Source organism: Roseovarius sp. MMSF_3350, assembly GCF_030733425.1.
Lineage (GTDB): Bacteria > Pseudomonadota > Alphaproteobacteria > Rhodobacterales > Rhodobacteraceae > Roseovarius.
In genome coordinates, this window is record NZ_JASHIZ010000004.1 from 136,799 (window position 1) to 162,062 (window position 25,264).

At 63.3% G+C, this 25,264-nt stretch carries 25 protein-coding genes and 1 tRNA gene; 18 read left to right on the forward strand and 8 right to left on the reverse strand.

The features are described from left to right. Positions 1–59: 59 nt before the first annotated feature. Positions 60–2,099 (reverse strand): NADH:flavin oxidoreductase, encoded by a 2,040-nt coding sequence (locus RBB31_RS06100; protein WP_306128377.1) that lies wholly within the window; start codon positions 2,097–2,099, stop codon positions 60–62. A 117-nt stretch (positions 2,100–2,216) separates the two neighbouring features. On the opposite strand from RBB31_RS06100, the gene RBB31_RS06105 reads away from it, so the two are divergent. Continuing rightward, positions 2,217–2,894 carry a TetR/AcrR family transcriptional regulator gene (locus tag RBB31_RS06105; protein ID WP_306128378.1) on the forward strand — a complete coding sequence of 226 codons (678 nt, stop codon included), beginning with the start codon at positions 2,217–2,219 and terminating at the stop codon, positions 2,892–2,894. A gap of 103 nt (positions 2,895–2,997) precedes the next feature. After that, positions 2,998–3,360: a cupin domain-containing protein gene (locus RBB31_RS06110; protein ID WP_306128379.1), complete on the forward strand. Its 363-nt coding sequence runs from the start codon at positions 2,998–3,000 to the stop codon at positions 3,358–3,360. A 14-nt stretch (positions 3,361–3,374) separates the two neighbouring features. On the opposite strand, the gene RBB31_RS06115 is transcribed toward RBB31_RS06110, so the two are convergent. Together RBB31_RS06115 and RBB31_RS06120 are read right to left on the reverse strand one after the other, a co-directional pair. Beyond that, complete coding sequence (locus RBB31_RS06115) at positions 3,375–6,464, reverse strand: efflux RND transporter permease subunit (RefSeq protein ID WP_306128380.1); 3,090 nt, start codon at positions 6,462–6,464, stop codon at positions 3,375–3,377. Next, the gene (locus RBB31_RS06120; RefSeq protein WP_306128381.1) at positions 6,461–7,552 is read right to left on the reverse strand and encodes an efflux RND transporter periplasmic adaptor subunit; all 1,092 of its coding nucleotides are present in this window, start codon (positions 7,550–7,552) and stop codon (positions 6,461–6,463) included. The genes RBB31_RS06115 and RBB31_RS06120 overlap by 4 nt, the downstream gene beginning before the upstream one ends. 289 nt (positions 7,553–7,841) lie before the next feature. Between RBB31_RS06120 and RBB31_RS06125 the strand changes: the two genes are divergently transcribed. Then, the gene (locus tag RBB31_RS06125; RefSeq protein ID WP_306128382.1) at positions 7,842–8,465 is read left to right on the forward strand and encodes a response regulator transcription factor; all 624 of its coding nucleotides are present in this window, start codon (positions 7,842–7,844) and stop codon (positions 8,463–8,465) included. 264 nt (positions 8,466–8,729) lie between these two features. On the opposite strand, the gene RBB31_RS06130 is transcribed toward RBB31_RS06125, so the two are convergent. Further along, positions 8,730–8,819, reverse strand: a tRNA-Ser gene (locus tag RBB31_RS06130). A gap of 112 nt (positions 8,820–8,931) precedes the next feature. Between RBB31_RS06130 and RBB31_RS06135 the strand changes: the two genes are divergently transcribed. From RBB31_RS06135 to RBB31_RS06175, 9 genes are all read left to right on the forward strand, one after another. After that, positions 8,932–9,777, forward strand: a complete 846-nt coding sequence (locus RBB31_RS06135) for a DUF2059 domain-containing protein (RefSeq protein WP_371931298.1) — start codon at positions 8,932–8,934, stop codon at positions 9,775–9,777. 6 nt (positions 9,778–9,783) lie between these two features. Then, positions 9,784–10,614 (forward strand): DUF2059 domain-containing protein, encoded by an 831-nt coding sequence (locus tag RBB31_RS06140; protein ID WP_306128384.1) that lies wholly within the window; start codon positions 9,784–9,786, stop codon positions 10,612–10,614. A gap of 217 nt (positions 10,615–10,831) precedes the next feature. Next, positions 10,832–11,569, forward strand: coding sequence for a 50S ribosomal protein L21 (locus RBB31_RS06145; protein ID WP_057789141.1), 738 nt, complete (start codon positions 10,832–10,834; stop codon positions 11,567–11,569). A gap of 11 nt (positions 11,570–11,580) precedes the next feature. Further along, positions 11,581–11,850 (forward strand): 50S ribosomal protein L27, encoded by a 270-nt coding sequence (gene rpmA / locus RBB31_RS06150; protein ID WP_306128385.1) that lies wholly within the window; start codon positions 11,581–11,583, stop codon positions 11,848–11,850. A gap of 75 nt (positions 11,851–11,925) precedes the next feature. After that, on the forward strand, positions 11,926–12,531 hold the full coding sequence (locus tag RBB31_RS06155) for a LysE family translocator (RefSeq protein WP_306128386.1): 606 nt from the start codon (positions 11,926–11,928) through the stop codon (positions 12,529–12,531). Next, positions 12,528–13,073, forward strand: a complete 546-nt coding sequence (locus tag RBB31_RS06160) for a GNAT family N-acetyltransferase (RefSeq protein WP_306128388.1) — start codon at positions 12,528–12,530, stop codon at positions 13,071–13,073. The genes RBB31_RS06155 and RBB31_RS06160 overlap by 4 nt, the downstream gene beginning before the upstream one ends. A 120-nt stretch (positions 13,074–13,193) precedes the next feature. Then, positions 13,194–14,231 (forward strand): GTPase ObgE, encoded by a 1,038-nt coding sequence (obgE, locus tag RBB31_RS06165; protein ID WP_306128389.1) that lies wholly within the window; start codon positions 13,194–13,196, stop codon positions 14,229–14,231. Further along, positions 14,219–15,325, forward strand: a complete 1,107-nt coding sequence (proB, locus tag RBB31_RS06170; protein WP_306128390.1) for a glutamate 5-kinase — start codon at positions 14,219–14,221, stop codon at positions 15,323–15,325. Before obgE ends, proB begins: the two co-directional genes overlap by 13 nt. 41 nt (positions 15,326–15,366) lie before the next feature. Further along, complete coding sequence (locus tag RBB31_RS06175; protein WP_306128391.1) at positions 15,367–16,632, forward strand: glutamate-5-semialdehyde dehydrogenase; 1,266 nt, start codon at positions 15,367–15,369, stop codon at positions 16,630–16,632. On the opposite strand, the gene RBB31_RS06180 is transcribed toward RBB31_RS06175, so the two are convergent. Next, positions 16,619–17,230: a histidine phosphotransferase family protein gene (locus RBB31_RS06180; RefSeq protein WP_306128392.1), complete on the reverse strand. Its 612-nt coding sequence runs from the start codon at positions 17,228–17,230 to the stop codon at positions 16,619–16,621. The genes RBB31_RS06175 and RBB31_RS06180 overlap by 14 nt on opposite strands. A 28-nt stretch (positions 17,231–17,258) precedes the next feature. Between RBB31_RS06180 and RBB31_RS06185 the strand changes: the two genes are divergently transcribed. From RBB31_RS06185 to RBB31_RS06195, 3 genes are all read left to right on the forward strand, one after another. Next, positions 17,259–17,441, forward strand: coding sequence for a DUF3553 domain-containing protein (locus RBB31_RS06185; protein WP_306128393.1), 183 nt, complete (start codon positions 17,259–17,261; stop codon positions 17,439–17,441). Positions 17,442–17,589: 148 nt separating this feature from the next. Beyond that, positions 17,590–18,357, forward strand: coding sequence for a GNAT family N-acetyltransferase (locus RBB31_RS06190; protein ID WP_306128394.1), 768 nt, complete (start codon positions 17,590–17,592; stop codon positions 18,355–18,357). Continuing rightward, positions 18,354–19,187 (forward strand): 1-acyl-sn-glycerol-3-phosphate acyltransferase, encoded by an 834-nt coding sequence (locus tag RBB31_RS06195; protein ID WP_306128395.1) that lies wholly within the window; start codon positions 18,354–18,356, stop codon positions 19,185–19,187. Before RBB31_RS06190 ends, RBB31_RS06195 begins: the two co-directional genes overlap by 4 nt. 20 nt (positions 19,188–19,207) lie before the next feature. On the opposite strand, the gene RBB31_RS06200 is transcribed toward RBB31_RS06195, so the two are convergent. Continuing rightward, complete coding sequence (locus RBB31_RS06200; protein WP_306128396.1) at positions 19,208–19,828, reverse strand: thiamine phosphate synthase; 621 nt, start codon at positions 19,826–19,828, stop codon at positions 19,208–19,210. 127 nt (positions 19,829–19,955) lie between these two features. Between RBB31_RS06200 and RBB31_RS06205 the strand changes: the two genes are divergently transcribed. Genes RBB31_RS06205 through RBB31_RS06215 form a run of 3 tightly spaced genes read left to right on the forward strand, consistent with a single transcriptional unit; the run spans position 19,956 to position 23,363 of the window. Further along, complete coding sequence (locus RBB31_RS06205; protein WP_306128397.1) at positions 19,956–20,699, forward strand: RNA methyltransferase; 744 nt, start codon at positions 19,956–19,958, stop codon at positions 20,697–20,699. 49 nt (positions 20,700–20,748) lie between these two features. Continuing rightward, the gene (ctaA, locus tag RBB31_RS06210; RefSeq protein ID WP_306128398.1) at positions 20,749–21,888 is read left to right on the forward strand and encodes a heme A synthase; all 1,140 of its coding nucleotides are present in this window, start codon (positions 20,749–20,751) and stop codon (positions 21,886–21,888) included. Then, entirely contained in the window at positions 21,885–23,363 is a 1,479-nt protein-coding gene (locus RBB31_RS06215; protein WP_306128399.1) for a carboxypeptidase M32, read from the forward strand. Before ctaA ends, RBB31_RS06215 begins: the two co-directional genes overlap by 4 nt. Before the next feature lie 4 nt (positions 23,364–23,367). On the opposite strand, the gene RBB31_RS06220 is transcribed toward RBB31_RS06215, so the two are convergent. Both RBB31_RS06220 and RBB31_RS06225 read right to left on the reverse strand, forming a co-directional pair. Beyond that, positions 23,368–24,123: an SDR family NAD(P)-dependent oxidoreductase gene (locus RBB31_RS06220; RefSeq protein ID WP_306128400.1), complete on the reverse strand. Its 756-nt coding sequence runs from the start codon at positions 24,121–24,123 to the stop codon at positions 23,368–23,370. Positions 24,124–24,181: 58 nt separating this feature from the next. Next, positions 24,182–25,234 carry an AbrB family transcriptional regulator gene (locus tag RBB31_RS06225; RefSeq protein ID WP_306128401.1) on the reverse strand — a complete coding sequence of 351 codons (1,053 nt, stop codon included), beginning with the start codon at positions 25,232–25,234 and terminating at the stop codon, positions 24,182–24,184. Positions 25,235–25,264: the final 30 nt, after the last annotated feature.

Genomic DNA, 25,264 nt, shown 5'->3' on the forward strand with positions numbered 1-25,264 from the left:
ACGGCTTGGCAGGCTCTACAACGTAGACTTTGCCTTGCATCGCCCCTCGCAAGCTCCCGTCAGAGCGCCTTGCACAGGCGCAGGGCATCGTAGATGGCCGCGTGCGTGTTCCGGGAAGCGACGGCGTCGCCGATGCGGAAAAGCTGGAAAGCGCCTTCCGGATTGCGGGATAATTTTTGGGGACGTCCTTCGATCAGCGCGTCATAGTCGACCTCCCCCAGGTTGACGGATTCTGGTCGCAGGTCGAAATAGAGATCATCAAGCGGCCGCGTGCCATGGTTGACGACAACCTGGTCCACACGCCGTTCGCGGGTTACGCCGCCATAGTCGCTGTCGATGGTGGCGAGTAGCCCGTTACCTTCACGTCGCACGGCCTTGAGCTTCCACGTCACGGTAAAAGTTACATCCCGCTTTTGCAGCTGCCGCATGGCGGGGGTCAACGACATGCCCATGACCTCTGGCGAAAAACTCCTGTCGCGCGTCATGATCTCGACAGTCGCACCTGTGGCAGCGATCTTTTCAGCTGCCTGCAGGGCGGCAAAGTCGCCGGCCTCGTCATAGATGAGAACGTTCGTGCCAGCCTCTGTATCTCCGGCGAGGATATCCCAGGTGGACACCACAAACTCCTCTCCGCCGCCAGAAACCTCCGTATGGGCAAGCCCGCCGGTGGCGACAATCATCACATCCGGCCCGTGGGCAAGTACAGTGGTGCCATTTGCGAAAGAATTGAAGTGGAACGTGACCCCCATTCGTTCGCATTCCTCAAAGCGCCATTGCACGACTTGGATCATCTCCTTGCGCCGATCGGTCTGTGCTGTCAGGCGGATTTGCCCCCCGGGATCGTTTGCCGCTTCGTGCACGATGACCTCGTGCCCGCGTGCCGCCGCCACGCGCGCGGCTTCGAGGCCCGCAGGCCCAGCGCCTATGATCACGATCCGTCTGCAATCAGAAGCTTTCGCAATCTCGTGCGGTTGCTCGGTTTCACGTCCCGTGGCCGGATTGTGCAGGCAGAGCGCCATACCGCCCTGATAGATCCGGTCGAGGCAATAGTTTGCCCCTACACAGGGACGAATGCGATGCTCTTCGCCGCGCATGACCTTGGCGATGATATGCGGGTCTGCGATATGGGCCCGGGTCATGCCCACCATGTCCAGCTTGCCGGACGCAATGGCATGTCGGGCCGTCGCAACGTCCTGAATCTTTGCGGCGTGAAAAGTCGGTATCTGCGCTTCTGCGCGAATCTCTCCGGCAAAATCGAGATGCGGCGATGAACGCATACCCTGAACGGGTATGACGTCGGTCAAAGCCGCATCGGTAGCAACGTGCCCCCGGATCACGTTCAGGAAATCCACCATACCGCAGGATTTGAGCCGTTTGGTGATCTCGATGCCGTCCGTACGCGAGATCCCGCCGGGCTTGTCTTCATCCGCCACGTACCGCAGTCCGACGATAAAGCTCTCGCCGACGCGCGCCCGGATGGCTTTCAGCACGTCCATCGCGAACCGCAGGCGATCGTCGAACCCATTCGCGCCATACGGTCCCTCCAGCTGATTCAGCTGTGGCGACCAGAACGCATCCATCAGGTGGCCATAGGCCTCCAATTCGATCCCGTCCAGGCCCGCGGCCTGCATCCGCTCGGCGGCGTCGGCGTAATCCTCGATGATGCGGACGATATCCCAGTCTTCCATTTTCTTCGGGTAGGCCCTGTGTGCCGGTTCCCTTGTATGCCCAGGGGAGAGGCTGGGCAGCCAGTCACCCTTGTCCCACCGCGTGCGCCAGCCCAAATGCGTGAGCTGGATCATCACGGCGCATCCGTGCTCGTGGCAGTCATCGGTGAGTGCCTTCATGTGGGGCACGACCTCGTCACGATACGCGAGAATATTGTTGAAGGCTGGCGGACTGTCGCGCGACACCACCGCCGACCCCGCCGTCATTGTCAGCGCCACACCGCCTCGGGCGCGCTCCACGTGGTACGCACGGTAGCGCTCTGTAGGCATCCCGTCATCGGGGTAGGCCGGTTCGTGGCTGGTAATCATCAGCCTGTTCTTCAAAGTCAGGTGCTTGAGCTGGAAGGGCTGGAGAAGGGGATCGCTGATCAAGGCTGGCTCCTGTGCAGACAGTCTAACATTCCGCATAATGTTCACTCATGTCAAGTTGCGGTTCAGTGATGTATATTTTCCTTGAGTGCGGATGGGGCGGGCCTTAAGTTTCTCCACATGAGCGTGAACGACATCACGGGGGGTGCGCCCGGCAAGGCAACGGGCTGGCGCGGATCACGGGAGCTATGGCTGGCGGCGGCCAAGCAGGCCTTTGTCGAGACGGGGCTGGATGCGGTCAAGATCCAACCGCTCGCAACGCGCCTCAATATTGCCCGCACAAGTTTCTACTGGTTCTTCAAGAACCGCCACGACCTGCTCGACGCTTTGCTGGAACATTGGGAGGCCAAGAATACCGGCGCCTTCCGCGACGCTGCCGACGCATATGCAGAAACAATCACCGAGGCCGTTCTGAACCTGATCGTGGTGTTTCACGACGACGCCCTGTTCGAGCCGCAGCTTGACTTCGCCATCCGCGGTTGGGCGCACCAGTCGGAAGAGGTGATGGCCCGCGTGAACGCGGCCGACGAGGCGCGGCTTCAGGCGATCCGACAAATGTTCGACCGGTTCGGCTATGACCCGTCCGAAGCCGATGTGCGGGCGCGAACGGTCTACCTGACGCAAATCGGGTATATCTCGATGCAGGTGCAGGAAGAGCCCTCGGTCCGCATGATGCGGGTCCCCGGCTACGTCAAGACGTTCTGCGGCGCGGAACCCGAAGCAAACGAACTGGACAGGTTCCACGCACGGCTTGGCGTATCTCCGGCAGGCGAAGGGCCAGAACCGTTAAGGGAATAGACGCCTCAGCGATCGATCGCCGCAAAACGGTGGAGTATCGTGATTTGCCGCATGTCAGTGAATTGGAATAGGCTCGCAGGAAAGGAACCGAGAGGACGCAAGCATGAAACAGATCAAAACAGATGACCGCCGGGTTGCGAATATCCGGGACGAGACCGCATTCGTACCGTTCGATCCCGTCACGGAACCCGGCACCTCGATCCTCAAGCTGAACCGGGACATGCCGCGGGACGTTGGGTTCTATATCTACAAAATGGAGCCTGGCGCGCAGTCGACCCCGCACCGCCATGGCGGTGCAGAGGAATTCGTGATGCTGGAGGGCGAACTGATCGATAATGATGGCACAGTCTATCGCCAGGGTGATGTCGTCTGGCTGGCGCCGGGAACCGAGCATGTCTCTCACACCGAGACGGGATGCCTGATCGCCGTTTTCGCGGAAAGCATGGAAAGTCCGCCGGCCGGATAAGCCCGTACCGGCGCCTACATCGCGGCACGGGTTTCCGAAAGCTCTCGGTCCAGACGTTTTTCGAGGGTCCCCTGGGGCCGTGTGAACCGTGCAAGCAGGTCGTAGAGAACCGGCGTTACAACCAGCATCAGCACCGCCGACAGCGACAGCCCCGCCACGATTACCGTCCCGATCGCCTGGCGGCTTTCGGCGCCGGCACCGGTGGCCATGACAAGGGGCAGGGCGCCAAGGATGGTCGAGATCACGGTCATGACGATGGGGCGAAGGCGCAGCGTGGCGGCGCGGATGACCGCCGCGCGGGTTTCAAGCCCCTCATTGCGCAACTGATTGGCAAATTCCACGATCAGGATGCCGTTCTTGGCCACTAGTCCGACCAGCAGGATGATTCCGATCTGGCTGTAGACATTGAGCGTCAGCCCGCCAAACGCCATTGCATAAATCGCCCCGGCGATTCCCGCAGGGACGGTCAGCATGATGGTGACCGGATGCACGAAACTCTCGAACTGGGCCGCCAAAACAAGAAAAACAATGAGCAGCGACAGCACAAGCACGAAGCCGACGCCGGCAGACGTATCCTTGAAAGTTCGCGACTGGCCTTCGTATCCCAGCTTGGCTTCGACTGGCAGGATATCCCGCGCCGCCGTCTCGATCGTATCGAGAACGGTGCCAAGCTGCGCGCCGGGTTCAAGTGCGCCCGAGAGCTGAACCGACGGCAGGCGGTCGAAGCGCCGAAGGCTGGGGGCGGCGGCATTCTCGCGCAGATCAACCAGCGCCCCGAGCGGTACGAGCGTCTCGCCATCGCCCGCTCGCACGAAGATATTGTCGATATCCGACGGTGTGTTGCGGTCGGACTCCTCGGCTTGCAGAATTACGGGATACTCGCGCCCACGGCTGACGAAACCCGTCACCTCGCGCGAGGCCAGCAGCGTCTGCAACGTACCCGCAATGGTTTCGACCGATATGCCAAGGTCGTCCGCGCGTGCCCGGTCGATGGTGATGTCAAGCTGTGGAAGATTCTGGTCGAAGTCGATCTCGGGATTGACCAGCCCCGGGATGGTTTCGGCCTGAGCTTGCAGCAACTCCGCCCATTCCTTGACGCTTTCGAAATCGGGGCCGCCCACCACGACGCGTACCGGGGTGGAGTTGCCGCGCAGGCCAAGGCCCGCCGGCGTCACGGGAAAGCCGCGGGCGATGGTCACGTCACCCATCCGGGGAGCGATCTGGCCGACCACATCCGAGACGGACAGGTCGCGGTCTTCCCAGGGGGCAAGTCGAAACACAACGAAGGACCGCCAGGCGCGGTTACCCCAGCCGGTAAATGTAAATACGGTCTCGATCACGCCGGACTGGCGCAACGGCTCGAGGATGTCCTCGACCTGCCGGGCGGCGATATCGGTATGTTCCGCTGTGCTGCCCTGCGGTGCCGTGAGCGGGACGAACCCCACGCCGCGATCCTCTCGCGGGGCCAATTCGCGCGGTAGGCCGTCATAGAACAGCGCGGCGCCGCCGGTTACCGTCAGCGCCACGGCCAGCACCACGAGCGGCGCCTGCACCGCGCGCTTCAGCAGGGCTTCGTACTTGCGTTGCGCCCAGCCCAAGCTCTCGGCGTCGTCGGCGGAAACCCCGTCGCGCTGGCGCAGCACCTTCGAGGCGAGGGCGGGGCAGGCGGTCAGGGCGACAAAGGTCGAGATTCCCACCGTGCCCGCCATGACCCAGCCGAACTCGACAAAAAGCCGCCCAACCTGTCCCGGCATGAACGACAGCGGCACGAAGACCGCCATCAGCGTCAGCGACGTGGCGATGACGGCAAAGGTCACCTGACGCGCCCCGCGGTAACTGGCAGCAAGCGGGCTTTCCCCCATTTCAATACGTCTCTGAATGTTTTCCAGCACTACGATGGCGTCGTCGACCACGAGACCGATCGCCAGGAGCAACGCTAGCAGCGTCAGCGTGTTGAGGGAAAATCCCCAAGCCGAAATCAGGATGAAGCAGCCGACCAGCGAGACCGGTATGGCAACGAAGGGGATCAACGTGGCGCGCGGGCTGCGCAGGAAGACGAGGATCACCAGAACCACCAAGGCCAGCGAGATACTGAGCGCGATCACCACCTCGCGAATCGAGGCGCCGACAAACAGCGCGTCGTCCGACCCCACGATAAGCGTCATACCCTGGGGCAGGGTGGGCGTGATCGCCTCGATCTCGGCGCGTACGGCCTGGGAAATGGCCAGGGTATTCGACTTGCTCTGGCGCAGGATGGCGATACCCACCGCGTCGGTTCCGTCGGTGCGCACGATGGTGCTGTCATCGGCCACGCCCGGCTCCACCCGCGCGACGTCGCCCAGCCGCACTGGAAAGCCTGCCACGCGGTCCAGCACAACCTCACGGAAATCCTCGATACTGCTCAGGCGGGAGTTCAGGCGGACGGTCAGTTGCCGGTCCTGCGATTTGACCTCGCCGGCCGGCAGCTCGAGGTTGTTGCGCAGCAGCGCAGCTTCGACATCGGCCACCGTCAGCTTGCGCGCGGCCAGCGCACGGCGATCAAGCCAGATGCGCACCGCGAAAGGCCGCTCGCCATAGATATTGAGATCGGCCACACCATCCACGGTGGCGATGCGGTCGGCGATGAAGCGGTCGATGTAGTCGGTGATCTCGGCTGTGGTCATCCGATCCGAGGTCACGGCCAGCCGCATGACCGGATCTGCATCGGCGTCGGACTTCACCACCCTAGGTTCATCCGCCTCTTCCGGAAGTTGCCCGGTCACCCGCCCGACGGCGTTGCGCACGTCATTGGCCGCGTTGTCCAGATCGCGCGTGGTTTCGAATTCCAGCGTGATCCGGCTACGGCCCTGACGCGATTCCGAACTGATCGAGCGCAGGCCGGTGATGGCGGCGACCGCACCCTCCAGCGTTTCGGTGATGTCGGTGTCAATCACTTCCGGCGCAGCGCCGCGATACTCGGTCGTGATCGTCACGACGGCATTGTCGACATCGGGCAATTCGCGCACCGGAATGTCCTGCACCGCTGCGAGGCCAAAAACCAAGATCAACAGACTGGCCACCGCCGCCAGCACCGGCCGCCGGACGGCGGTGTCGGACAGGGTCACGTATCGCCCTCCGACCGTTCAGAGGCAGGCTCGGTCGATTTCACCGTCACCTCAGCGCCATCGCGCAGACGGCCAAGACCGCGGATGGCCACTTCCTCGCCCGCATCCAGACCGGCGAGAACGGCGACCTTTCCGTCCTGCCGCGCGCCGGTGCGCACGGGCTTTCGTGTGGCCATGCCGTCGGCAATCGCAAAGACATAGGTCTCGGCGGCCTGGAAAACGATGGCTTCTTCCGGCACCACCAACGCGTCGCTTTCCGAAAGCGTCAGTGTCAGCGACATGAACATGCCCGCAGGAAGAATGCCTTCGGGGTTGGGGATCAGCGCACGCGCCCGAAACGCGCGCGACACCGGGTCGATCCGACTGTCCACCGCGTCGATCTGGCCCTCGAAGACACGACCTTCGAAAGCCACGCTCTGCGCCTCGACCGGCATGCCGCGCCGCACTTTTGCGAACAGGGTCTCGGGCAGCGAGAATTCAAGTTCCACCTCGCTGAGGTCATCCAGTCGCGTAATCATGTCGTTGCTTGTAACGCGCGCACCCCGGTCCACCTCCGCCAGCCCCAGCACACCGGCAAAGGGGGCGAGTATGGTTCGCTGGTCAAGCCGCTGCTGGGCGCGGTCCAGCTGCGCCTCGGCTTCTGCCAGCCGCGCGACCGCTTCCTCCTGAGTGGCCTGGCTGACCGCGTTGGTGCTGCGCAGTTGCTCGATGCGTTCAAGCACCTGTCGCCGCTCGACCAGGCGCGCCTTGGCTTCAGCAAGATCGGCGCGCTCTATCGCGTCGTCCAGCCGAACCAGGACGGCGCCTTCCTCGACTTGAGCACCCGGCGTGATGGCCAGTTCCACGATGCGCCCGTCCGTCTCGGGTACGATCTGCACCGACGTGGCGGCGCGGGTCGTTCCCACGGCCTCCACCGTCTGGTAAATGCGCTCGCTTTCCGCCCGCGCCGTCTCGATTTTGACGAGGTCGGACCCGCGTGCCTCTGCCGCTTCTGCCGGCGGGGCGAGATAGGTGTCGTATCCCCAGTAAACGCCATAACCGATCGCGCCCAGAAGGCAGATCAGCAATAGCTGTTTGAATACGGACATGCGGCGCTCCATCTTCCCGTTCCGCGGTGACAATACCGCTTCGGGCAGGCTGGTGCAGGTTAAATTAACCTCACCGAATAGCAAGCTTATGCGGCCCCGATGGACATAACGCGGCAAGGATCGAGCAATTGATGGCCTTCACATGTCCGTGAGCCACGTTCGGTACGAGACTGCATGTATTCAAGTCTTGAAGCTTAAGCGATGATACCGGACAATTGGCGTGTTATAAAGTGCTGGCTCACATCGCCGGTCCAGCCAGGGGCGCGGGGGCCCAACGCACGGCCAATGGATGAACGGACAACGGCGCATGAACAGGATACTGCTGGCCGACGACCACGCCCTCGTCCTTGAGACAATCGCGTATTTCCTGACCCGCCAGGCCGGCTTTCAGGTGGAACGGGCCACGTCGCTTTCCGAGGCGCTGAAGGTCAATGCGGAGAAAGGACCGTTCAACCTGATTGTGCTCGACTACACCATGCCGGGGATGGATGCATTGACAGGGTTGACGCGGATGCGGGCCCAGTCGGGCTGTCCGGTTGCAATCCTGTCGGGTACCGCGCCGCCGGATATCGCGCGTCGCGCGTTGCGGGCGGGCGCAGCGGGATTTCTGCCCAAGACGCTCACCCCTGAGCAGCTTGTGCAGGCCATTGGATCTATGCTGGACGGAGAGACCTATCTTCCGGTCAATTTTCTTACTGAACCGCCGCCAGGCGCAACCGCGACTCATCTCACGCCACGTGAACAAATGGTCCTGCATGGCGTTGCGGAAGGTAAACTGAACCGCGAGATTGCGCGCGACCTCGATATCCAGGAGGTGACCGTGAAGCTGCACGTCAAGACGCTGTCACGCAAGCTCGGCGCAAGGAACCGCACCCACGCCGCGATGCTTGCCCGGGACATGAGCCTGGTTTGATCCGTTCAGCCCTACAGCTCAAGTTCCTGCAGACGCCCGTTTCTAGACACGGGCCTATGCCTGTCATCGACACTTTTTGATTATGAAATCGCGCGATCGCGCTCGCCCTTGGCGTGAAGAATGACCAGTAACAGCTCTACGGGATTGAAACCGTGCTGATCGACGGCGCGTCCTTCGACTTGGTAACACGACCATGACAGGGTTGTGAGCCTCATGGAACTGCATTCGATTTTCTTGTGAAAGCCCGGAAAAACGAGGGCAAAGTGGCGGAGAGACAGGGATTCGAACCCTGGGACCCCGTGAAGGGTCAACGGTTTTCGAGACCGCCCCGTTCGACCACTCCGGCACCTCTCCGCGGGGGTCTGGAGGGTGCGTTTAATCGCCTTTGATCGGGGTGACAAGGGGTTTGCCTTGTTTCGTCTAGGATTTTGCCTAGGTTGAGGGAAACAATGCCACGTCAGGAGGTATCGTGACCCAGACGCGCCCATTTCGCCCCCTTGTTTTCCTGGCCGTATGCGCAATCGCGCTGCTGGCCGCGCTTCAGACCCGCGCCGCAGATCGCGAGCGGCTCGACGCGTTTCTCGAAGTAACCGGGTTTGGTGTTGCACTCGACTCCATCGCGCTCGCCGCCGGGGACGCGCCCGCGATGCTGGGAATGCAAACCAGCGACTTCGGCTCGGACTGGTCGCGCGTGTCCGAGGACGTATTCGACACCGAATTGATGCAGAAGATGGCGCTCGACATCCTGTCCGAAACGCTCAGCGAAGAGCATCTGACCCACGCTGCGGAATTCTATGCCTCGCCGCTGGGGCAACGCTTGGTGGAAGCAGAGAACGCCTCGCACATGGTCGAGGACGATGAGGCCAAGCAACAGGAAGGCCGTGCTCTGGTGGCCGAGGGCGTCGAGCAGGGGGATGAGCGCATCGAGACACTGCAAAACCTGAATGAAGCCGTGGACTCCGACGGCAACTCGGTGCGCGCGGTGCAGGAGATACAGGTGCGCTTCCTGATGGCGGCATCGAACGCCGGCATCCTTGACCGCCAGCTTGACGAGGGCGCGCTTCGCGCCGCGATGAAAGCCGGCGAAGAGGAGATGCGGATGACGATGAAAGCCGGCGCGCTGGCCAATGCTGCCTATACTTACCAGGACTTTACGGACGAGGAATTGCAGGCATATCTGGAAGCGCTCGAGCATCCCGACATGCAGACCGTCTACCAGCTTATGAATGCCGTTCAGTATGAGATCATGGCCAATCGCTTCGAGGAACTGGCCTCGCGCATGGCCGAAATGCATCCGGGCCAGGAGCTTTGAACTGACATGCAAATCGCGAAGAATCTTGCAACTGCCTGCGCGCTGTCCGCGGTGCTGCTGACGCCTGGCGCCGCTTCCGCGCAGGACAGCGACCGGGAGCGCCTGATCGACTTGATGCGGATCGGCGACACCGTCGCGGTCATGCGGCAGGAAGGGCTGCGCTATGGCGCCGAGATAGGCGCGGAAATGCTGCCCGACATCCCCAAAGGCGACTGGGAACGTACCATCTCGCGCATCTATGACGTAGAAAAGATGGAAGCGGTTATAACGCAGGGTTTTGAGGCTGCGCTAGAAGGTCAGGAACTTGGTCCGCTGGTGACCTTCTTCGAAAGCGGTCTGGGAGAACAGATCGTCGAGCTCGAAATCTCGGCCCGCGAAGCGTTTCTGGACGAGGAAACCGAGGTGGCCGCGATGGACGCCTACGAGACAGCCCGCGGCGATGAAACCGAACTCTACCGGCAGGTCGAGACCATCATCGCGGACAGTGACTTGGTGGAATACAACGTAATGGGCGCGATGAACGCCAACCTCATGTTCTATCGCGGCCTAGCGGATGGCGGGGCGATTGATCTGGGCGAATCCGACATGCTGGCCGATGTCTGGGCCCAGGAACCGGACATCCGCGCGGAATCCGAGGCTTGGCTGGGGTCGTTTTTGATGATGGCCTATCGCCCGCTGGAAGCAGAAGAGCTCGAAACCTATGCCGAACTCTACCGCACGCCAGAGGGAAGGGTCCTCAACACCGCAGTATTCAATGCCTATGACCGGATGTACGACGAAATCTCGTATCTTCTGGGTCAGGCAGTGGCGGAACAAATGCGCAGCGAAGAGTTGTGATCCGCCCAAGCGGGGCGAAACCGACGGTTCACTGAAAAAACCGCGGTTTCGCAGGCGCAAGGCTTGACTTTAAAGGGCACCCCGAGGATAAGCGACCATCCCGGCGGGGCGACTCGTACGGGATTTGTTTTTTTGACGCCGTAAGGCGCGCCGTTCGAGGCACCAAACGCCGGTTGATCCCGGGGCCACAGAACGCGGATGAGAAAAGGAAAGACACATGTTTGCGGTTCTGAAGACCGGTGGCAAACAGTACAAGGTTCAGTCGGGCGATATGCTCCGGGTAGAAAAACTTGCTGCCGACGCCGGTGAAAAAGTTCAGTTCAACGAGATCCTGATGCTGGGCGGCGACTCGCCGGTCATCGGTGCTCCGCTGGTCGACGGCGCGGCCGTGCAGGCCGAGGTGGTGGACCAGATCAAGGGTGACAAGGTCATCAACTTCGTCAAGCGTCGCCGTAAGCACGGCTCGCAGCGGACCCGCGGCCACCGTCAGCAACTGACGCTTCTGCGCGTGACCGAGATCCTCGAGAAGGGCGCCGACAAGTCGGGCGTGAAGGCCGCCGTTGGCGCAAGCGCACTGGCCGCCGGCATGGGCAAGACCCGTTACGCCGACAACAAGGCCGAGCAAGCCGAGATGGCCAAGCGCGTGAAAAACGACGAAGCCAAGGAAAAGAGCGTCGCCAAGAAAGCCGAACCCAAAGCCGAGAAGAAGGCCGAGGAAAAGAAGGCCGCTCCGAAGAAAGCCGCGAAGGCCGAAGGTGGCGACGACCTGAAGGAGCTGTCCGGCGTTGGCCCGGCGCTTGAAAAGAAACTGCACGAGGCAGGCGTGACCACGTTTGCCCAGATCGCGGCTTGGACCGCCGATGACATCGCCGAGATGGACGAGAAACTGTCCTTCAAGGGTCGCATCGAGCGTGAAGGCTGGGTCGAACAGGCCAAAGAACTGGCCAAAGGCTAAGGAGAGACGATATGGCACACAAGAAAGCAGGCGGTTCATCCAGAAACGGTCGCGACTCGATCGGCCGTCGTCTTGGCGTCAAGAAATACGGCGGCGAGGCCGTGATTCCGGGCAATATCCTGGTGCGTCAGCGCGGCAACAAGTTCTGGCCGGGCGACGGCGTGGGGCAGGGCAAGGATCACACCCTCTTTGCGACCGTCGAAGGCTCGGTGCATTTCCGCAAGGGCCTCAAGGGCCGTACCTTTATTTCGGTTCTCCCGGTGGCGGAGGCCGCAGAGTAAGCCGAACCTTCAAGGCATGATATACAAGGGGGATCGGCACACCGCCGGTCCCCTTTTCATTTCCGGAGGCACGTTATGAGCGTGGCCGTCACTTCCTTTCTGGTCTTCGGGGCGTCGCAGGTCGGCACGCCGGGGCCCGCCAACATGGCGCTTCTGGCGACGGGGGCGCGGTTCGGGTTTCGCGCTGCGTTGCCCTTTGTGGCGGGGGTGGTCATCGGCAAGCAATTCGTGATCTGGCCCGTAGGGTTCGGCCTGATGGAACTGGCCGACCGCGCGCCTTACGTGTTCGATATTCTGAAATGGGTCTCGGCGGCCTATATCTGCTGGCTTGCATGGAAGGTCGCGCATCTGCGCCTCGGTCCGGCCGACGCGCAGACGGCCGCGCCCGGCTTTCTGGCCGGGCTGATCGTGCATCCGCTCAACCCCAAGGCCTGGGCGATGATCGTCGCCGGATTCACCAATTTCGTCGATGCCGGCACGCCCGCCTTGCAGGCCACGCTGACCATCTCCATCTGCCTTCTGAGCCTGCAATTGTTACTGCACCCGATCTGGACACTAGGAGGAGACCGGATCGCGCGCACCGTGGCGGGAACGCCGGCCGAGCCGCACCTGATGCGCGCCCTGGCCGCGCTGACCGTCGCATCCGTCCTGTTCGTGCTTTTCGGAGGAGACAGCACATGAAGCTTGAGACCATCGCAACCGACACCCTCTTGGAAACCGAACGGTTCGACCTGCGGCCCATCCGCGAATCCGATGCGGGCCTGATTTCGCTTTATGCCGGCGACGAGCGGGTGGCCCGGTTCACCACGTCCATTCCGCATCCCCTTCCGCCGGGCACGGCCGAGGCCTTCATCGCCCGCGTCATGGACCCAGAGCATCCCGAGGATGTCTGGGTCATGGATGGCACGCGCATTGGCGGCGGCGAGGTCATGGGCCTGATCGGGATGGAGCGGATGGACAGGGCCCAATCCGAGATCGGCTATTGGGTCGCTCCGGCCTATTGGAACAGCGGCATCGCCTCTGCCGCGGTCCGGGCGATCCTGTCGGCCAATCCCCAAGAAGCGCAGACTGTCTTCGCCAGCGCTTTCCAGGACAACGCGGCCTCGGCTCGGGTGTTGACGAACTGTGGTTTTACTTATCTTGGCGATGCCGAAAGCTTTTCTGTCGCGCGTAAGGCCAATGTCCCGACGTGGACCTACAGCCGGGCGATGAAGGATGGCTGAAACGCGGACCGCCGCGCATGTGGCGGGGTCCACTCAATTCGTACCCTCCGGCGCACTCGGGCTTGAGCCGGACCGCTTTTGGTTCTACGGACGGTCCCTGACGCCATCTGAGGCAATCACATGAAGTTTCTCGATCTCGCCAAGGTTTACATCCGCTCTGGCAGCGGCGGCAACGGATGCATCAGCTTCCGGCGCGAGAAGTATATAGAATATGGCGGTCCCGACGGCGGCGATGGCGGCGGCGGCGGCTCGGTCTGGGCCGAGGCGGTCGACGGGCTGAACACGCTGATCGACTTTCGCTACCAGCAGCATTTCTTCGCCGACAACGGCAAACCCGGCATGGGCAAGCAGCGCACAGGCGCGGACGGCGACGACATCGTGCTGCGCGTGCCCGTCGGCACCGAGATCCTTGACGAGGACCAGGAAACGGTGATTGCCGACCTGACCGAAGTGGGCGAACGCGTGTGCCTTGCAGGGGGCGGCAACGGCGGCTGGGGTAACCTGCGCTTCAAGACGTCCACCAACCAGGCACCGCGCCGGTCCAACCCGGGGCAGGAGGGCGTCGAACGCACCATCTGGCTGCGGCTCAAACTGATCGCCGACGTGGGGCTCGTGGGTCTGCCGAACGCGGGCAAGTCGACTTTTCTGGCCGCCACGTCGAACGCGCGGCCCAAAGTCGCCGACTATCCTTTCACGACGCTGCATCCCAACCTGGGCGTCGTCGGCGTCGACAATACCGAGTTCGTCGTGGCCGATATTCCCGGCCTGATCGACGGCGCGTCCGAGGGACGTGGGCTGGGCGATCTGTTTCTGGGCCATATCGAGCGGTGCGCGGTGCTTCTGCATCTCGTCGATGGATCGTCGGGAACCCTGATCGAGGATTATCGCACCATTATCCAAGAGCTCGAAGCTTACGGCGTCGGCCTGGCCGACAAGCCCCGCGTGACGGTATTGAACAAGATCGACACGCTTGACGAGGAAGAACGCACGTTCCTGCGCGAGGAGCTTGAGGCTGTGGCGGGCACGCCAGTCCTCCTCATGTCCGGGGTGTCGCGCGAGGGCGTGACCGAGGTGCTGCGCGCTCTGCGCGCGCATATCGACGAGGGCCGCCTGCGGGCTCGCCCCGACGACAACGAGGAAGCACCGTGGCAACCGTAGCCGACGCCAAACGCCTCGTAATCAAGATAGGCTCTGCGCTGCTGGTCGACCGGAAGACGGGCCAATTGCGCCGCGACTGGCTGGTCGCGCTGGCCGAGGACGTGGCTCGCCTCAGGGCGCGGGGTACGGACGTGATCTTGGTGTCCTCGGGCTCTATCGCGCTTGGACGCGGCGTTCTCAAACTTCCCTCCGCGGACTTGTCCCTCGAACAGTCCCAAGCCGCGGCAGCCGTGGGCCAGATCCAGCTTGCCACCGCCTACACCGCGGCTCTGGCAACGCATGACATAATCGCCGCGCAGGTACTGGTCACGCTGGAAGACAGCGCCGACCGCCGTCGATATCTCAACTCGCGCGCGACAATGGAACAGCTTCTGTCACTGGGTGCCATCCCCATCGTGAACGAGAACGACACGGTTGCCACAGACGAGATTCGCTATGGCGACAATGATCGGCTGGCCGCGCAAATCGCGGTGACCGCCGGGGCCGATCAGTTGATCCTGCTCAGCGATGTGGACGGGTTTTATTCCGCCAACCCGCAGACCGATCCGACCGCCAGACGTTTCGATGTCATCTCGGAAATCACCCCCGAGATCGAGGCCATGGCCGGTGCCGCGGGGTCCGGCCTGTCGAAAGGCGGAATGAAGACCAAGCTTCTCGCAGCTCGGACGGCCACCGCCGCCGGTTGCGACATGGCGATTACCGAGGGGTCGGTGCTGCACCCCATCCGGGCTTTGGAGAACGGTGCCCCAGCCACCTGGTTCACGGCTCAGGGCGACCCGCAGCAGAAACGCAAGCAATGGATCGCTGCGATGAAGCCCAAGGGCCGGATCGTTGTCGATGCCGGCGCGGCCAAGGCGCTTCGTGCGGGCTCCAGCCTTCTGGTGGCCGGTGTGGCGCAGGTCTCGGGCCGGTTCGAGCGTGGCGATGCGGTCGAGGTGGCCGACGAGACCGGCGGCCTCCTGGGCCAGGGGCTGACGCGCTACGATGCGTCGGATGCGGCGCGGATCAAGCGGCTGCGCTCGGACCAGATCGAAGAGGTGCTGGGCTATCCCGCCCGCGGTCCGTTGATCCATCGCGACGATATGGCCATATGACCGAACCACTGCTAGGTTCAGCTGATCGAACAGGTGCCCCGATGAAAGATTTCGAGAACATCCCCGCGCTCATGGCCGAGATCGGCCAACGCGCCAAGGACGCCGCAGCGGTGCTTGCCACCGCCACGGCAGAGGCCAAGCACCGTGCGCTGACCGCCGCGGCAGATGCGGTGTGGAACCACCGCGCCGATATCCTCGAGGCCAATGCCAAGGACCTTGAATTCGGTCGCGACAAGAGCTTGTCCGATGCGATGATGGACCGGCTGATGCTAGACGAAGATCGTATTAAGGGGATTTGCGACGGGTTGCGCGCCGTTGCCGCCCAGGAGGATCCGGTGGGCGAGGTGATCGACGAATGGGACCGCCCGAACGGTCTGCATATCCGCCGCGTTCGCACGCCGCTTGGCGTGATCGGGGTGATCTACGAAAGCCGGCCCAACGTGACGGCGGATGCGGGCGCGCTCTGCCTCAAATCAGGCAACGCGGTGATCCTGCGCGGCGGCTCGGAAAGCTTCCACTCCTCTAGCGCCATCCATCGCTGCCTCAAGGCCGGGCTGGCCGAGGCCGATCTGCCCGAGGATGCGATCCAGCTTGTCCCGACCCGGGACCGCGCGGCGGTGCAGGCGATGTTGACGATGACCGGCACGATCGACGTGATCGTGCCGCGCGGGGGCAAGGGGCTTGTGGGCCTCGTTCAGCGCGAGGCGCGTGTGCCCGTATTCGCGCATCTCGAAGGCATCGTGCATATCTACATCGACAAGCACGCCGACCCCGAAAAGGCGCTGCGTGTCGTGATGAACGCCAAGACCCGCCGCACCGGCATCTGCGGCGCCGCCGAGTGCTTGCTGGTCCATCAGGATGCCGCCGACACGATCGGCCAGGGCGTGATCCGTGCCCTGCTGGACAAGGGCGTCGAAGTCCGTGCCGATGCCGCCCTTCAATCGGTGCCGGGTACGGTTTCGGCCACGGAAGGCGACTGGGGGTTCGAGTTCCTGGCGATGGTCATGGCCGCGAAGCAGGTGAAAGACGTCTCAGAAGCCATTGCGCACATTCGCAAATTTGGCTCACACCATACCGACTGTATCATTACCGAGGATGATGCGACCGCGGATCGATTCTTTGCCGAACTGGACAGCGCGATCCTGATGCGTAACGCATCGACCCAGTTTGCCGATGGCGGAGAATTCGGCATGGGCGCCGAGATCGGTATTGCCACCGGCAAGATGCATGCACGAGGCCCGGTCGGTGCGACCCAGCTGACCAGTTTCAAGTATCTCGTGGAAGGCGACGGCGCTACCCGCGCCTGAGCCGCACCTCCGCCGCGTCCTCGGAAAGCGATGCCGAGCAATCCAGTCGCGCCTCCCACGCGGCCGCAGGCAGGATGACGAATTGCACATGCGCGGGCGCGGGAAGTGCAGTGCCTTGCGTGCCGTTCAGCATGTCCCACAGCTTTGCATCCGCATTCAGACGCTTGCCTTCGGCCCTGACTAGCCAGCCTTCGTCCGAACGTGTCATGGTGATACGGCCGCCATAGGGCACCGCTTGCTCTGCGCAGAGAAGCGCAAGCATCACCGCGCGCACTTCCGCCCGAGCGTAGTGGCCCGCGGGGAAGGGCTCGATCTCGGTCCGGTCATCCGCGTGCAGGTCCCTCAGGATCGCGTTGACCTCTTCCGCGCCGGTTTCCTGCTCCTTGCTGGCCATACCAAAGGCGAGGCGGAAGAAACGGATACGTGCATTGGCATGGGCCACGCTTTCGGTCACCAGCGAGAGCTCCGGCGAGTCCGCGGCCACACCCGATATTTCCAGCAGTTCGATGCCGTTGCTCACCGCGCCGATCGGGCTGATCAGGTCGTGACAGATACGAGACCCTATCAATGCGGCAATGGCATTGGTATCGTTCGCCATATCGTTTCCTTTTCCGTGGATCCCGCCGATGTCCGACATGAACAGCATTCTCGAACCCGGTATGCTCGTGGTCCACCCGGATCAGCCCGAATGGGGTACCGGACAGGTCCAGTCGAATATCGGTGGGAAGATCACCGTGAATTTTCAGGATGCCGGAAAGGTGGTGATTGATGGCTCCCGTGTTGAGTTGCTGCCGGTGACTGAACCATGACCGGAGTTACCAAAACGTTAACACGCGCGGTTGCATCCGCAAGCCTTTTGGCTCGTGCGCGCCAGGCGCGGCGTCATAGCCGCTAGAGGTTGCAGCGCAAGACCGAAAGGCTTTACAACCCGCTCAGCCAACCTGAACGGACCCTTCGATGTATTCGCGCGACGTGCAGTTCACCGTAAGACTCGCCCGCACCGCGGCGGACCTGCATGCGGCGCAGCGCCTGCGCTACGATGTCTTCGTAGCTGAACTCGGCGGCGATGGCCCGCTCGTCGACCACGATGCGCGCCTGGAGCGGGACCGGTTCGATCCCTATTTCGATCATCTGCTTCTTGTCGACGAATCCCGCGGCGGCGAGATCGTCGGTGTCTACCGCGTCTTGCGTGACGACCAGGCAACCGAGGCCGGCCAGTTCTACTCCGAGGACGAATACGACATCTCGATCCTCAAATCCTCCGGTCGGCGCATCATGGAACTGGGCCGGTCGTGTCTGGCCGAAGGCTATCGCGGCGGCCCGGCCATGTATCACTTGTGGAACGGCCTTGCCCGTTATGTCGCGGACCACGGCATCGAGATCCTTTTCGGCGTCGCAAGCTTTCACGGAACCGACCCCGGCACACTGGCCCAGCCACTTTCGCTGCTCCACCACCGCCACTTGGCGCCAGAACCCCTGCGGGTCCGGACGGTACACACCCGATACCAAACGATGAACCTTGTGCCCGAAGACCGCATCGACCGGCGTGCGGCAATGTTGCAGGTGCCTGCGTTGATCAAGGCCTACCTGCGGCTTGGCGGCTTCGTCGGGGACGGTGCCTTTATTGATCATACGTTCAACACGACCGATGTCTGCCTCGTGATGGACACCGAGCAGCTGAACGCGCGGCAAAAGGCGATTTATTCCAGGGGCGCCGACCTGTGAGCGGCACCTGGCACTCAGAGCGTCCCGCCAGACTGGCCCGCGTCACGGGCGTGGGCTGTCTGGTGCTGGTCCTGCGCCTTGTCGTGCTGCTGGCGATCATCGTGCCGGGTGTCCTCGTGGTGTTTGTCCTGCGGCTTGCCGAACCGATCTTCTTCGGTCGCGATCGCCCGCTCACCGCGCGACTTCAACGCTGGGCCATCTGGACCGGGCTGCACGTGATCGGGTTGCGCTACCGGCGCGAGGGGTCGCCGATGCGGACCCACGGCGCGGTGGTGGCGAACCACGCCTCGTGGCTGGATATCTTCGCTCTCGGGGCAGGGCAGGCGATTACCTTCGTGTCCAAGGCCGAGGTGGCCGGCTGGCCCGGCATCGGTTTTCTCGCGCGGATCGTCGGTACGGTCTTCATCAGTCGCGACCCTCGGCAGGCCGGCCTGCAGCGCAACCAGCTGAAAGCAGAGCTTGATGCCGGTCGAAAGCTTTTGTTTTTTCCAGAAGGCACCTCGACCGACGGTATGCGCGTGCTGCCGTTCAAGTCGAGCCTCTTTGCCGCGTTCTCCGAACTGGAAGCGGGGCTGCGGATTCAGCCGGTCACGGTTGTCTACATCGCGCCAGACGGGACGGAAGAGCCGCGTTTCTACGGTTGGTGGGGCGACATGGATCTCGGGCCCCACATGTTACAGGTTCTGTCGCGGTTTCCGCAGGGCGGCGTGCGCGTGATCTATCACGAACCGATCAGTGTCAGCGACTATCCCGATCGTAAGGCGCTGTCGCGTGCGCTCGAGGCTAAAGTGCGCAGCGCGATGCCGCCCGAAGTCGCTTTGCCGGGCTGAGACTGCCGCGCAGTCCCGCCTCAGCGCATGGCCGCGATCAATTCACCCAAGGCGGCGCTCGGGTCATCTTGGCGCCAGATTTCGTCACCGATCCCGAAAAAATCGGTCATGGAGCAAAGCTGCGACACCGTGGCAGCATCAAGCGCACCCTCGGCGACAACCGGCACCTCGATCACCTGTGACCACCAGTCGAACAGTTCCGCCTCGGCCTGCGACCCGTCGCCAAGGGCTGAGACGCCAGCGGGGCCGAAGCTGACGTAATCGGCGCCGGCCTCGCCCGCGCTCATCCCGTCATGGCGCGAGGTGCCGCAGAACGCGCCGACGATGGCGTCCGGCCCCAACTCCTTGCGCGCCTTGCGAACGGTACGGGACCCGTCGGTAAGGTGCACGCCATCCAGCCCCAGCCGTTCCGCCAGAACGAAATGCGTATCGATCACGATGGCGACGTCCTGCCCGTGTGCGACCTCGCGGCAGGTGTCGGCGGCGCGGCATAACGCGGCCTCGTCATGGGTCGATAGCGCCAGCCGCACGCAGGCAATCTCGTGGTCCCGCAGAACACGGTCCAACATGGCGGGAAAACGCGCCAGTTCGATCTCGGGCGGGGTGATCAGGTAGATTTGCGGCTGCTCGGGGTCTGCCATGGTCTTGTCGTCCTGTTTTTGCCCCTATAACCGGGATTTGCGAACGCGTCCATGGGACGCAAACGCGGTCTTTTGCGCTTTCCCGCGCGGCAAAGCTGGATTATGGCGGGCGCGTTGGAGGAACAGCATGGCAAGCGAAAACTCACAGCCGCGCATTGTGCTTGTGCGCCCGCAGATGGGCGAAAACATCGGCGCCGCCGCGCGCGCGATGTGGAACTTCGGCCTTGACCGCATGGTCGTCGTGGCCCCGCGCGATGGTTGGCCCAACCCCAAGGCGGTGGCCATGGCCAGCGGCGCGGGTCGGCTGCTGGACGACGCGCGCCTGGTCCCCGACCTGCCGGCGGCGGTCGAGGAGGACAGTTTCGTGATGGCCACAACCGCCCGCGTTCGGGGCCTCACCAAGCCCATCTTCAGCCCCGAGGAGGCCATGGCAGAGGCCGCCAGGCGCCTTGCGCGCGGCGAGCGTGTCTCGGTGCTGTTCGGTCCGGAACGAGCCGGGCTGGAAAATGAGGATGTGGCCCGCGCCAACGCAATCATCAGCGTGCCGGTGAATCCCGAATTCCCAAGCCTGAACCTTGCGCAATGCGTGCTCTTGTGCGGCTACGAGTGGCGCCGCGCCTCGCAGGCGGTCGAGGACGCCCGCGTCGATATGGCCGGCACCGAATGGGCCAACCAGAAAGAGATCGAGGCGCTGTCCTTGCATTACGAGGAACGCCTTGAAGACGCCGGCTTTTTCTTTCCCGAGGCCAAGGCCCCTGGCATGAAGATCAACCTGCGCAACATGTGGAGTCGGATGCCCCTGACGCGGGCCGACGTGCAGACGCTGCATGGCGTACTGCGGCAAATGGTGCGCTGGAAGGAGCGCGGTTGAAGCGCCGCGCGGAGCGGATTAACGTCACGCCAAAGTCAGAGGGCGGAACATGAGCGAAAAACGCAGCATTTTCCAGGAAGTGTCCGACACCGACACACCGCGGCAGACGCCGCAGGGCGGGATGATCGACGCGGGCCGCCGCGGCGCACGCGGCGCCGTGCGTCTGTGGCTGATGCTGCTCTTCGCGCTCGTGGTCGTGATGATCGCCGTGGGCGGCCTCACACGCCTGACCGACAGCGGCCTTTCGATTACCGAGTGGAAGCCGGTGACCGGCGCGCTGCCTCCGATGGACGCCGCCGCATGGGATTCCGAGTTCGAGAAATACCGCGCCATTCCCGAATACCAGTTGCAGAACAAGGGGATGACCCTTGCCGAGTTCAAGGTGATCTACTGGTGGGAATGGGGCCACCGCCAGCTTGGCCGCGTGATCGGCCTGGTCTGGGCCCTGGGCTTTCTGGGCTTTCTTTTGCTGCGCAAGATCCCGCCCGGCTGGACGGGCCGCCTTCTCTTACTGGGGGGTCTTGGCGGTCTGCAGGGCGCGATCGGCTGGTGGATGGTCAGTTCGGGGCTAACGGGGCAGATGCTGGACGTGGCAAGCTACAGACTGGCCGTGCATCTTGGTCTGGCTTTCGTGATCCTGGGCTTCATCGCGTGGTACGTGATGTGCCTTGGACGGGAAGAGCGCGAGCTGATGCAGGCCAGGCGCAGCCGCGAGGGCAAGCTTTTCGGCCTGTCCACCGGCTGGCTGCATTTTGCCTTTCTGCAAATCCTGATCGGCGCGCTTGTCGCGGGCATCGATGCCGGACGCACCTTTACCGACTGGCCACTCATGGCAGGAGGGTTCCTGCCCGTCGATTTCTGGATGCCGGAGCTTGGCATCAGAAATTTCTTTGAGAACCCCGGAATGGTTCAGTTCATCCACCGCATGACTGGCTATCTTCTGCTGATCTTCGGCATCGTCGTATGGCTACGTGGGCGCCGGTCTGCTCATCCGCTGACCCGGGGCGCGTTCAATTTCGCCTTCCTCGCGCTTTGCCTGCAGGTCGTGCTGGGGATCATGACGGTGCTGTATATCGCGCCCTGGCAACTTGCCATCGCGCACCAGTTGCTGGCCGTGATCCTCTGGGTCCTGATCCTCAGGGCGCGGTTTCTCAGCCAGTATCCCATCGTACGGTCGGTGCGCGGATGACCCTGCTTACCGCATTCGACGCGCTCATGGCCTATGAGCGGGAAACCCAGGCGCTGGCCCGCATCGCCGGGCGGCTGAGCTGGGACCAGGAAACCGTGATGCCCCGCGGCTCTGCCGGGCAGCGTGCCGAGGAAAGCGGTGCGATGGAAAGCGTGCTGCACGGCAGGCGTACCAACCCGCGGATCGGAGACTGGCTGGAGCAGGCCGAGCCGCCGGATGCCGACGGTGCCGCGCAACTGCGCCTGATCCGCCGCAGCTATGACCGATCGGTCAAGGTGCCGGCCGATCTTGCCGCCGCCCTGGCCCGTTTGACCAGCCGGTCGCAGGGCATCTGGGCCGCCGCACGCGCCAATGACGACGTGGGCGCCTTTCTTCCCACGCTGGCCGAGGTGGTCAAGCTCAAGCGCGAAGAAGCCGCGGCGCTGGCGGACGGGGGCGACCTCTACGATGCGCTGGTCGACGATTTCGAGCCGAACGGCAAGGCCGCCGAATTCGCCGCGATCTTCGAAGAAATGCGCCCGGGCCTCGTGTCACTGCGCGAACGTGCGCTGAGGGCGCCGCCGGTGACGCCGCTCTCGGCCCGATTCGACGTGGAGACCCAGATGGCGCTTGGCCGCGAACTGGCCGAAACCTTCGGTTATGACCTGACCCGGGGCCGGATCGACCGCGCGGTGCATCCGTTCTCCAGCGGCTCGGGCGAGGACGTCCGCATTACCACCCGCACGGCCGAGGATGATCCGTTCAACTGCCTCTACTCGACGATCCACGAGGTCGGCCACGCCTGCTATGAACAGGGCATCGACCCCAAATTCCTTCTGACGCCGGCAGGGCAGGGGGTATCCATGGGCGTGCATGAAAGCCAAAGCCGGATCTACGAGAACCAGCTTGGCCGCAGCCGCGCCTTCTGTGGCTATCTATACGGGCGGATGCGCGACCTGTTCGGCGATTTCGGCGTGCCGGACGAGGGCGCGTTCTATGCGCTCGTGAACCGTGTGCACCGGGGCTATATCCGCACCGAAGCCGACGAAGTGCAGTACAACCTGCACATCATGCTGCGGTTCGATCTGGAACGCGCGCTGTTCGCCAACGATCTTCAGGTAGGTGATCTCGAAGCGGCCTGGAACGACCGGTTTCGGGCGGATTTCGGCTATGACGTCAACCGCCCGGCGAACGGCGTGCTTCAGGATGTACACTGGTCCGTGGGTCTATTCGGGTATTTCCCGACCTACAGCCTTGGCAATGTCTATGCCGGTTGCCTGCACGAAGCAATGCGTCAGGATTTGCCCGATCTTGATGACCAGTTGGCCCAGGGCGACCTCTCTGCCGCGACGGGCTGGCTGCGCGAGCGCGTGCAACGCCATGGCGGGCGTCACGAGCCGAAAGAGGTCATCACCCTGGCCTGTGGCACCGCGCCCACCGCTGCGCCGCTCATGGCCTACCTCGAAACCAAGTTCGGCGTGCTCAGCGGCGGCTGAAGCCTCACTGCATGCGCAGCGCGCCGTCGAGGCGGATGACCTCGCCGTTCAGGTAATCGCATTCGACGATGAACCGCGCCAGCGCGGCGTATTCGTCCGGGTCGCCCAGCCGCTTGGGAAAGGTAACGTCCTGCGCCAGACCCTCCTGCACCTCCTGCGGCAGGCCCTTCAGCATCGGCGTTGCAAAGATGCCCGGCGCAATCGCCATGACCCGGATGCCGTCGCGGCTCAGGTCCCGCGCCATGGGCACCGAGAGGCCCACGATACCGCCCTTGGAGGCGGCATAGGCGGTCTGGCCCTTTTGTCCTTCGAAGGCGGCGATGGACGCGGTGTTGATGATCACCCCGCGCGTGCCATCCGGGGCGGCGGCGTTCTGCGCGATTTCTTCGGCGGCAATCCGGGCGACGTTGAAGCTCCCGATGAGGTTGATGTCGATGGTGCGGCGGAACCCGTCAAGGCTGTGGGGGCCGTCGCGCCCAAGCGTCTTCTCTCCGGTCGCGATGCCCGCGCAATTGACGGCAGCGGTGATCTTACCCATGGCGTCCTTCGCAGCAGCTATAGCAGCGAGGACCGAGTCCTCGTCGGTGACGTCCGTTTCGGCGAAACCGGCCCCGATCTCGGCGGCCACGGCGGCACCGCGCTCCGCGTCGCGGTCTAGCAGAGTAACCTTGGCCCCATGCGCGCGAAAGTGCCGTGCCGTCGCTTCTCCCAGCCCCGAGGCGCCCCCGGTGATGATTGCGGCGGTGTCTGAGATTTGCATGAAGCCTCCGGAGGTTTGAAATGAACAAGTGTTCAGATATTCCAGAAGGAGCGCCCTGTCAAAGCCTGCGCCGGACCAGCTTGGAAGTGAGGCCAAGGCCCACAACGGTGAGCAGGATGCGAAAGACGTGGTGCAGCGTCACGAAGGCCGGGTTCGCGGAGAGGCTGAGTGCTACCAGCGACATCTCGGTCACGCCGCCGGGCGCGAAACTGATCAGCAGAACGTCGAACGGTTGCTCCAGGATCTGCATCAGCGCCAGGGCGAACACGATGGACAGTCCCAGCATCCCACCGACACAGAGCAAGGTCAGCCCGAAGCCGCGCAGGACCAGTCCGCCGGACAGCCCCGAGAATCGCATGCCAAGCGCCGTACCGACGACGATCTGCGCCACGTTGATCAGCCATTGCGGCACATCGACGTGGTAAATGCCGGTCAGCGACAGGATCGCCGCCACTGAAAGGGGCCCGGTCAATTGCTTTGCCGGCAAGCGCAGCAGATGCCCGAGGCCAAGTCCCGCCGCGCCCGCACAGGCGATCACCGGAAAGGCCGACCACGGCACGTCGCCCCGAGCCAGCGTGACACCCGCCGAACTGCCGACCGGGTGACCGACCCAGAGCGACAGGCCGATGGGCAGGAGCGTGACCACCGCGATGATCCGCAGGAACTGTTGCAGCGTCAGGCGGGCCGGGTCCGCACCGGCCTCTTCGCCGAGCGCTATCGATTCGAACAACCCGCCGGGCGCAGCGCCGTAGAACGCGGTAGGCCGGTCATACCCGCCGATGAACCGCAAGACGGTGTAGCCATAGGCATGGGCGACGACGACGAACAGTGTCAGCGCAGTGAAACTGACCGCCAGGCGCGAGGATTGTCCGAAAAGTTCGGGCGTGACCTGCGCGCCGATCATCAGGCCGATGACCGAAATGAATACCAGACGCAGCATGGGGGGGAAACGGTAACCATCCGGTAAACGGGCCGACGCGGTTGTCGCCACGATACCGGATGCGACCAGAGGTCCGATCAGGAACGGAAGCGGTATCGAAGCCGCTTGTGCACCGAAGGCCGCGGCGCAAGCCAGGCCCAGCAGCGCAAGTGTGGTCAGAATGGATCCCATGCGCCCCTTCAACCACCCCGCGCGGGGAAC

Excerpts from the sequence above, each read along its gene's own strand:
- RBB31_RS06110 (WP_306128379.1), top strand. The coding sequence starts at position 2,998 with ATGAAACAGATCAAAACAGATGACCGCCGGGTTGCGAATATCCGGGAC.
- RBB31_RS06155 (WP_306128386.1), top strand. The coding sequence starts at position 11,926 with ATGAGCGTGGCCGTCACTTCCTTTCTGGTCTTCGGGGCGTCGCAGGTC.
- obgE (WP_306128389.1), top strand. The coding sequence starts at position 13,194 with ATGAAGTTTCTCGATCTCGCCAAGGTTTACATCCGCTCTGGCAGCGGC.
- RBB31_RS06120 (WP_306128381.1), bottom strand. The coding sequence starts at position 7,552 with ATGTCCGTATTCAAACAGCTATTGCTGATCTGCCTTCTGGGCGCGATC.
- RBB31_RS06175 (WP_306128391.1), top strand. The coding sequence starts at position 15,367 with ATGAAAGATTTCGAGAACATCCCCGCGCTCATGGCCGAGATCGGCCAA.
- rpmA (WP_306128385.1), top strand. The coding sequence starts at position 11,581 with ATGGCACACAAGAAAGCAGGCGGTTCATCCAGAAACGGTCGCGACTCG.
- RBB31_RS06205 (WP_306128397.1), top strand. The coding sequence starts at position 19,956 with ATGGCAAGCGAAAACTCACAGCCGCGCATTGTGCTTGTGCGCCCGCAG.
- RBB31_RS06145 (WP_057789141.1), top strand. The coding sequence starts at position 10,832 with ATGTTTGCGGTTCTGAAGACCGGTGGCAAACAGTACAAGGTTCAGTCG.
- RBB31_RS06160 (WP_306128388.1), top strand. The coding sequence starts at position 12,528 with ATGAAGCTTGAGACCATCGCAACCGACACCCTCTTGGAAACCGAACGG.
- RBB31_RS06225 (WP_306128401.1), bottom strand. The coding sequence starts at position 25,234 with ATGGGATCCATTCTGACCACACTTGCGCTGCTGGGCCTGGCTTGCGCC.
- RBB31_RS06140 (WP_306128384.1), top strand. The coding sequence starts at position 9,784 with ATGCAAATCGCGAAGAATCTTGCAACTGCCTGCGCGCTGTCCGCGGTG.
- RBB31_RS06185 (WP_306128393.1), top strand. The coding sequence starts at position 17,259 with ATGTCCGACATGAACAGCATTCTCGAACCCGGTATGCTCGTGGTCCAC.
- ctaA (WP_306128398.1), top strand. The coding sequence starts at position 20,749 with ATGAGCGAAAAACGCAGCATTTTCCAGGAAGTGTCCGACACCGACACA.
- RBB31_RS06190 (WP_306128394.1), top strand. The coding sequence starts at position 17,590 with ATGTATTCGCGCGACGTGCAGTTCACCGTAAGACTCGCCCGCACCGCG.
- RBB31_RS06220 (WP_306128400.1), bottom strand. The coding sequence starts at position 24,123 with ATGCAAATCTCAGACACCGCCGCAATCATCACCGGGGGCGCCTCGGGG.
- RBB31_RS06200 (WP_306128396.1), bottom strand. The coding sequence starts at position 19,828 with ATGGCAGACCCCGAGCAGCCGCAAATCTACCTGATCACCCCGCCCGAG.
- RBB31_RS06105 (WP_306128378.1), top strand. The coding sequence starts at position 2,217 with ATGAGCGTGAACGACATCACGGGGGGTGCGCCCGGCAAGGCAACGGGC.
- RBB31_RS06180 (WP_306128392.1), bottom strand. The coding sequence starts at position 17,230 with ATGGCGAACGATACCAATGCCATTGCCGCATTGATAGGGTCTCGTATC.
- RBB31_RS06125 (WP_306128382.1), top strand. The coding sequence starts at position 7,842 with ATGAACGGACAACGGCGCATGAACAGGATACTGCTGGCCGACGACCAC.
- RBB31_RS06215 (WP_306128399.1), top strand. The coding sequence starts at position 21,885 with ATGACCCTGCTTACCGCATTCGACGCGCTCATGGCCTATGAGCGGGAA.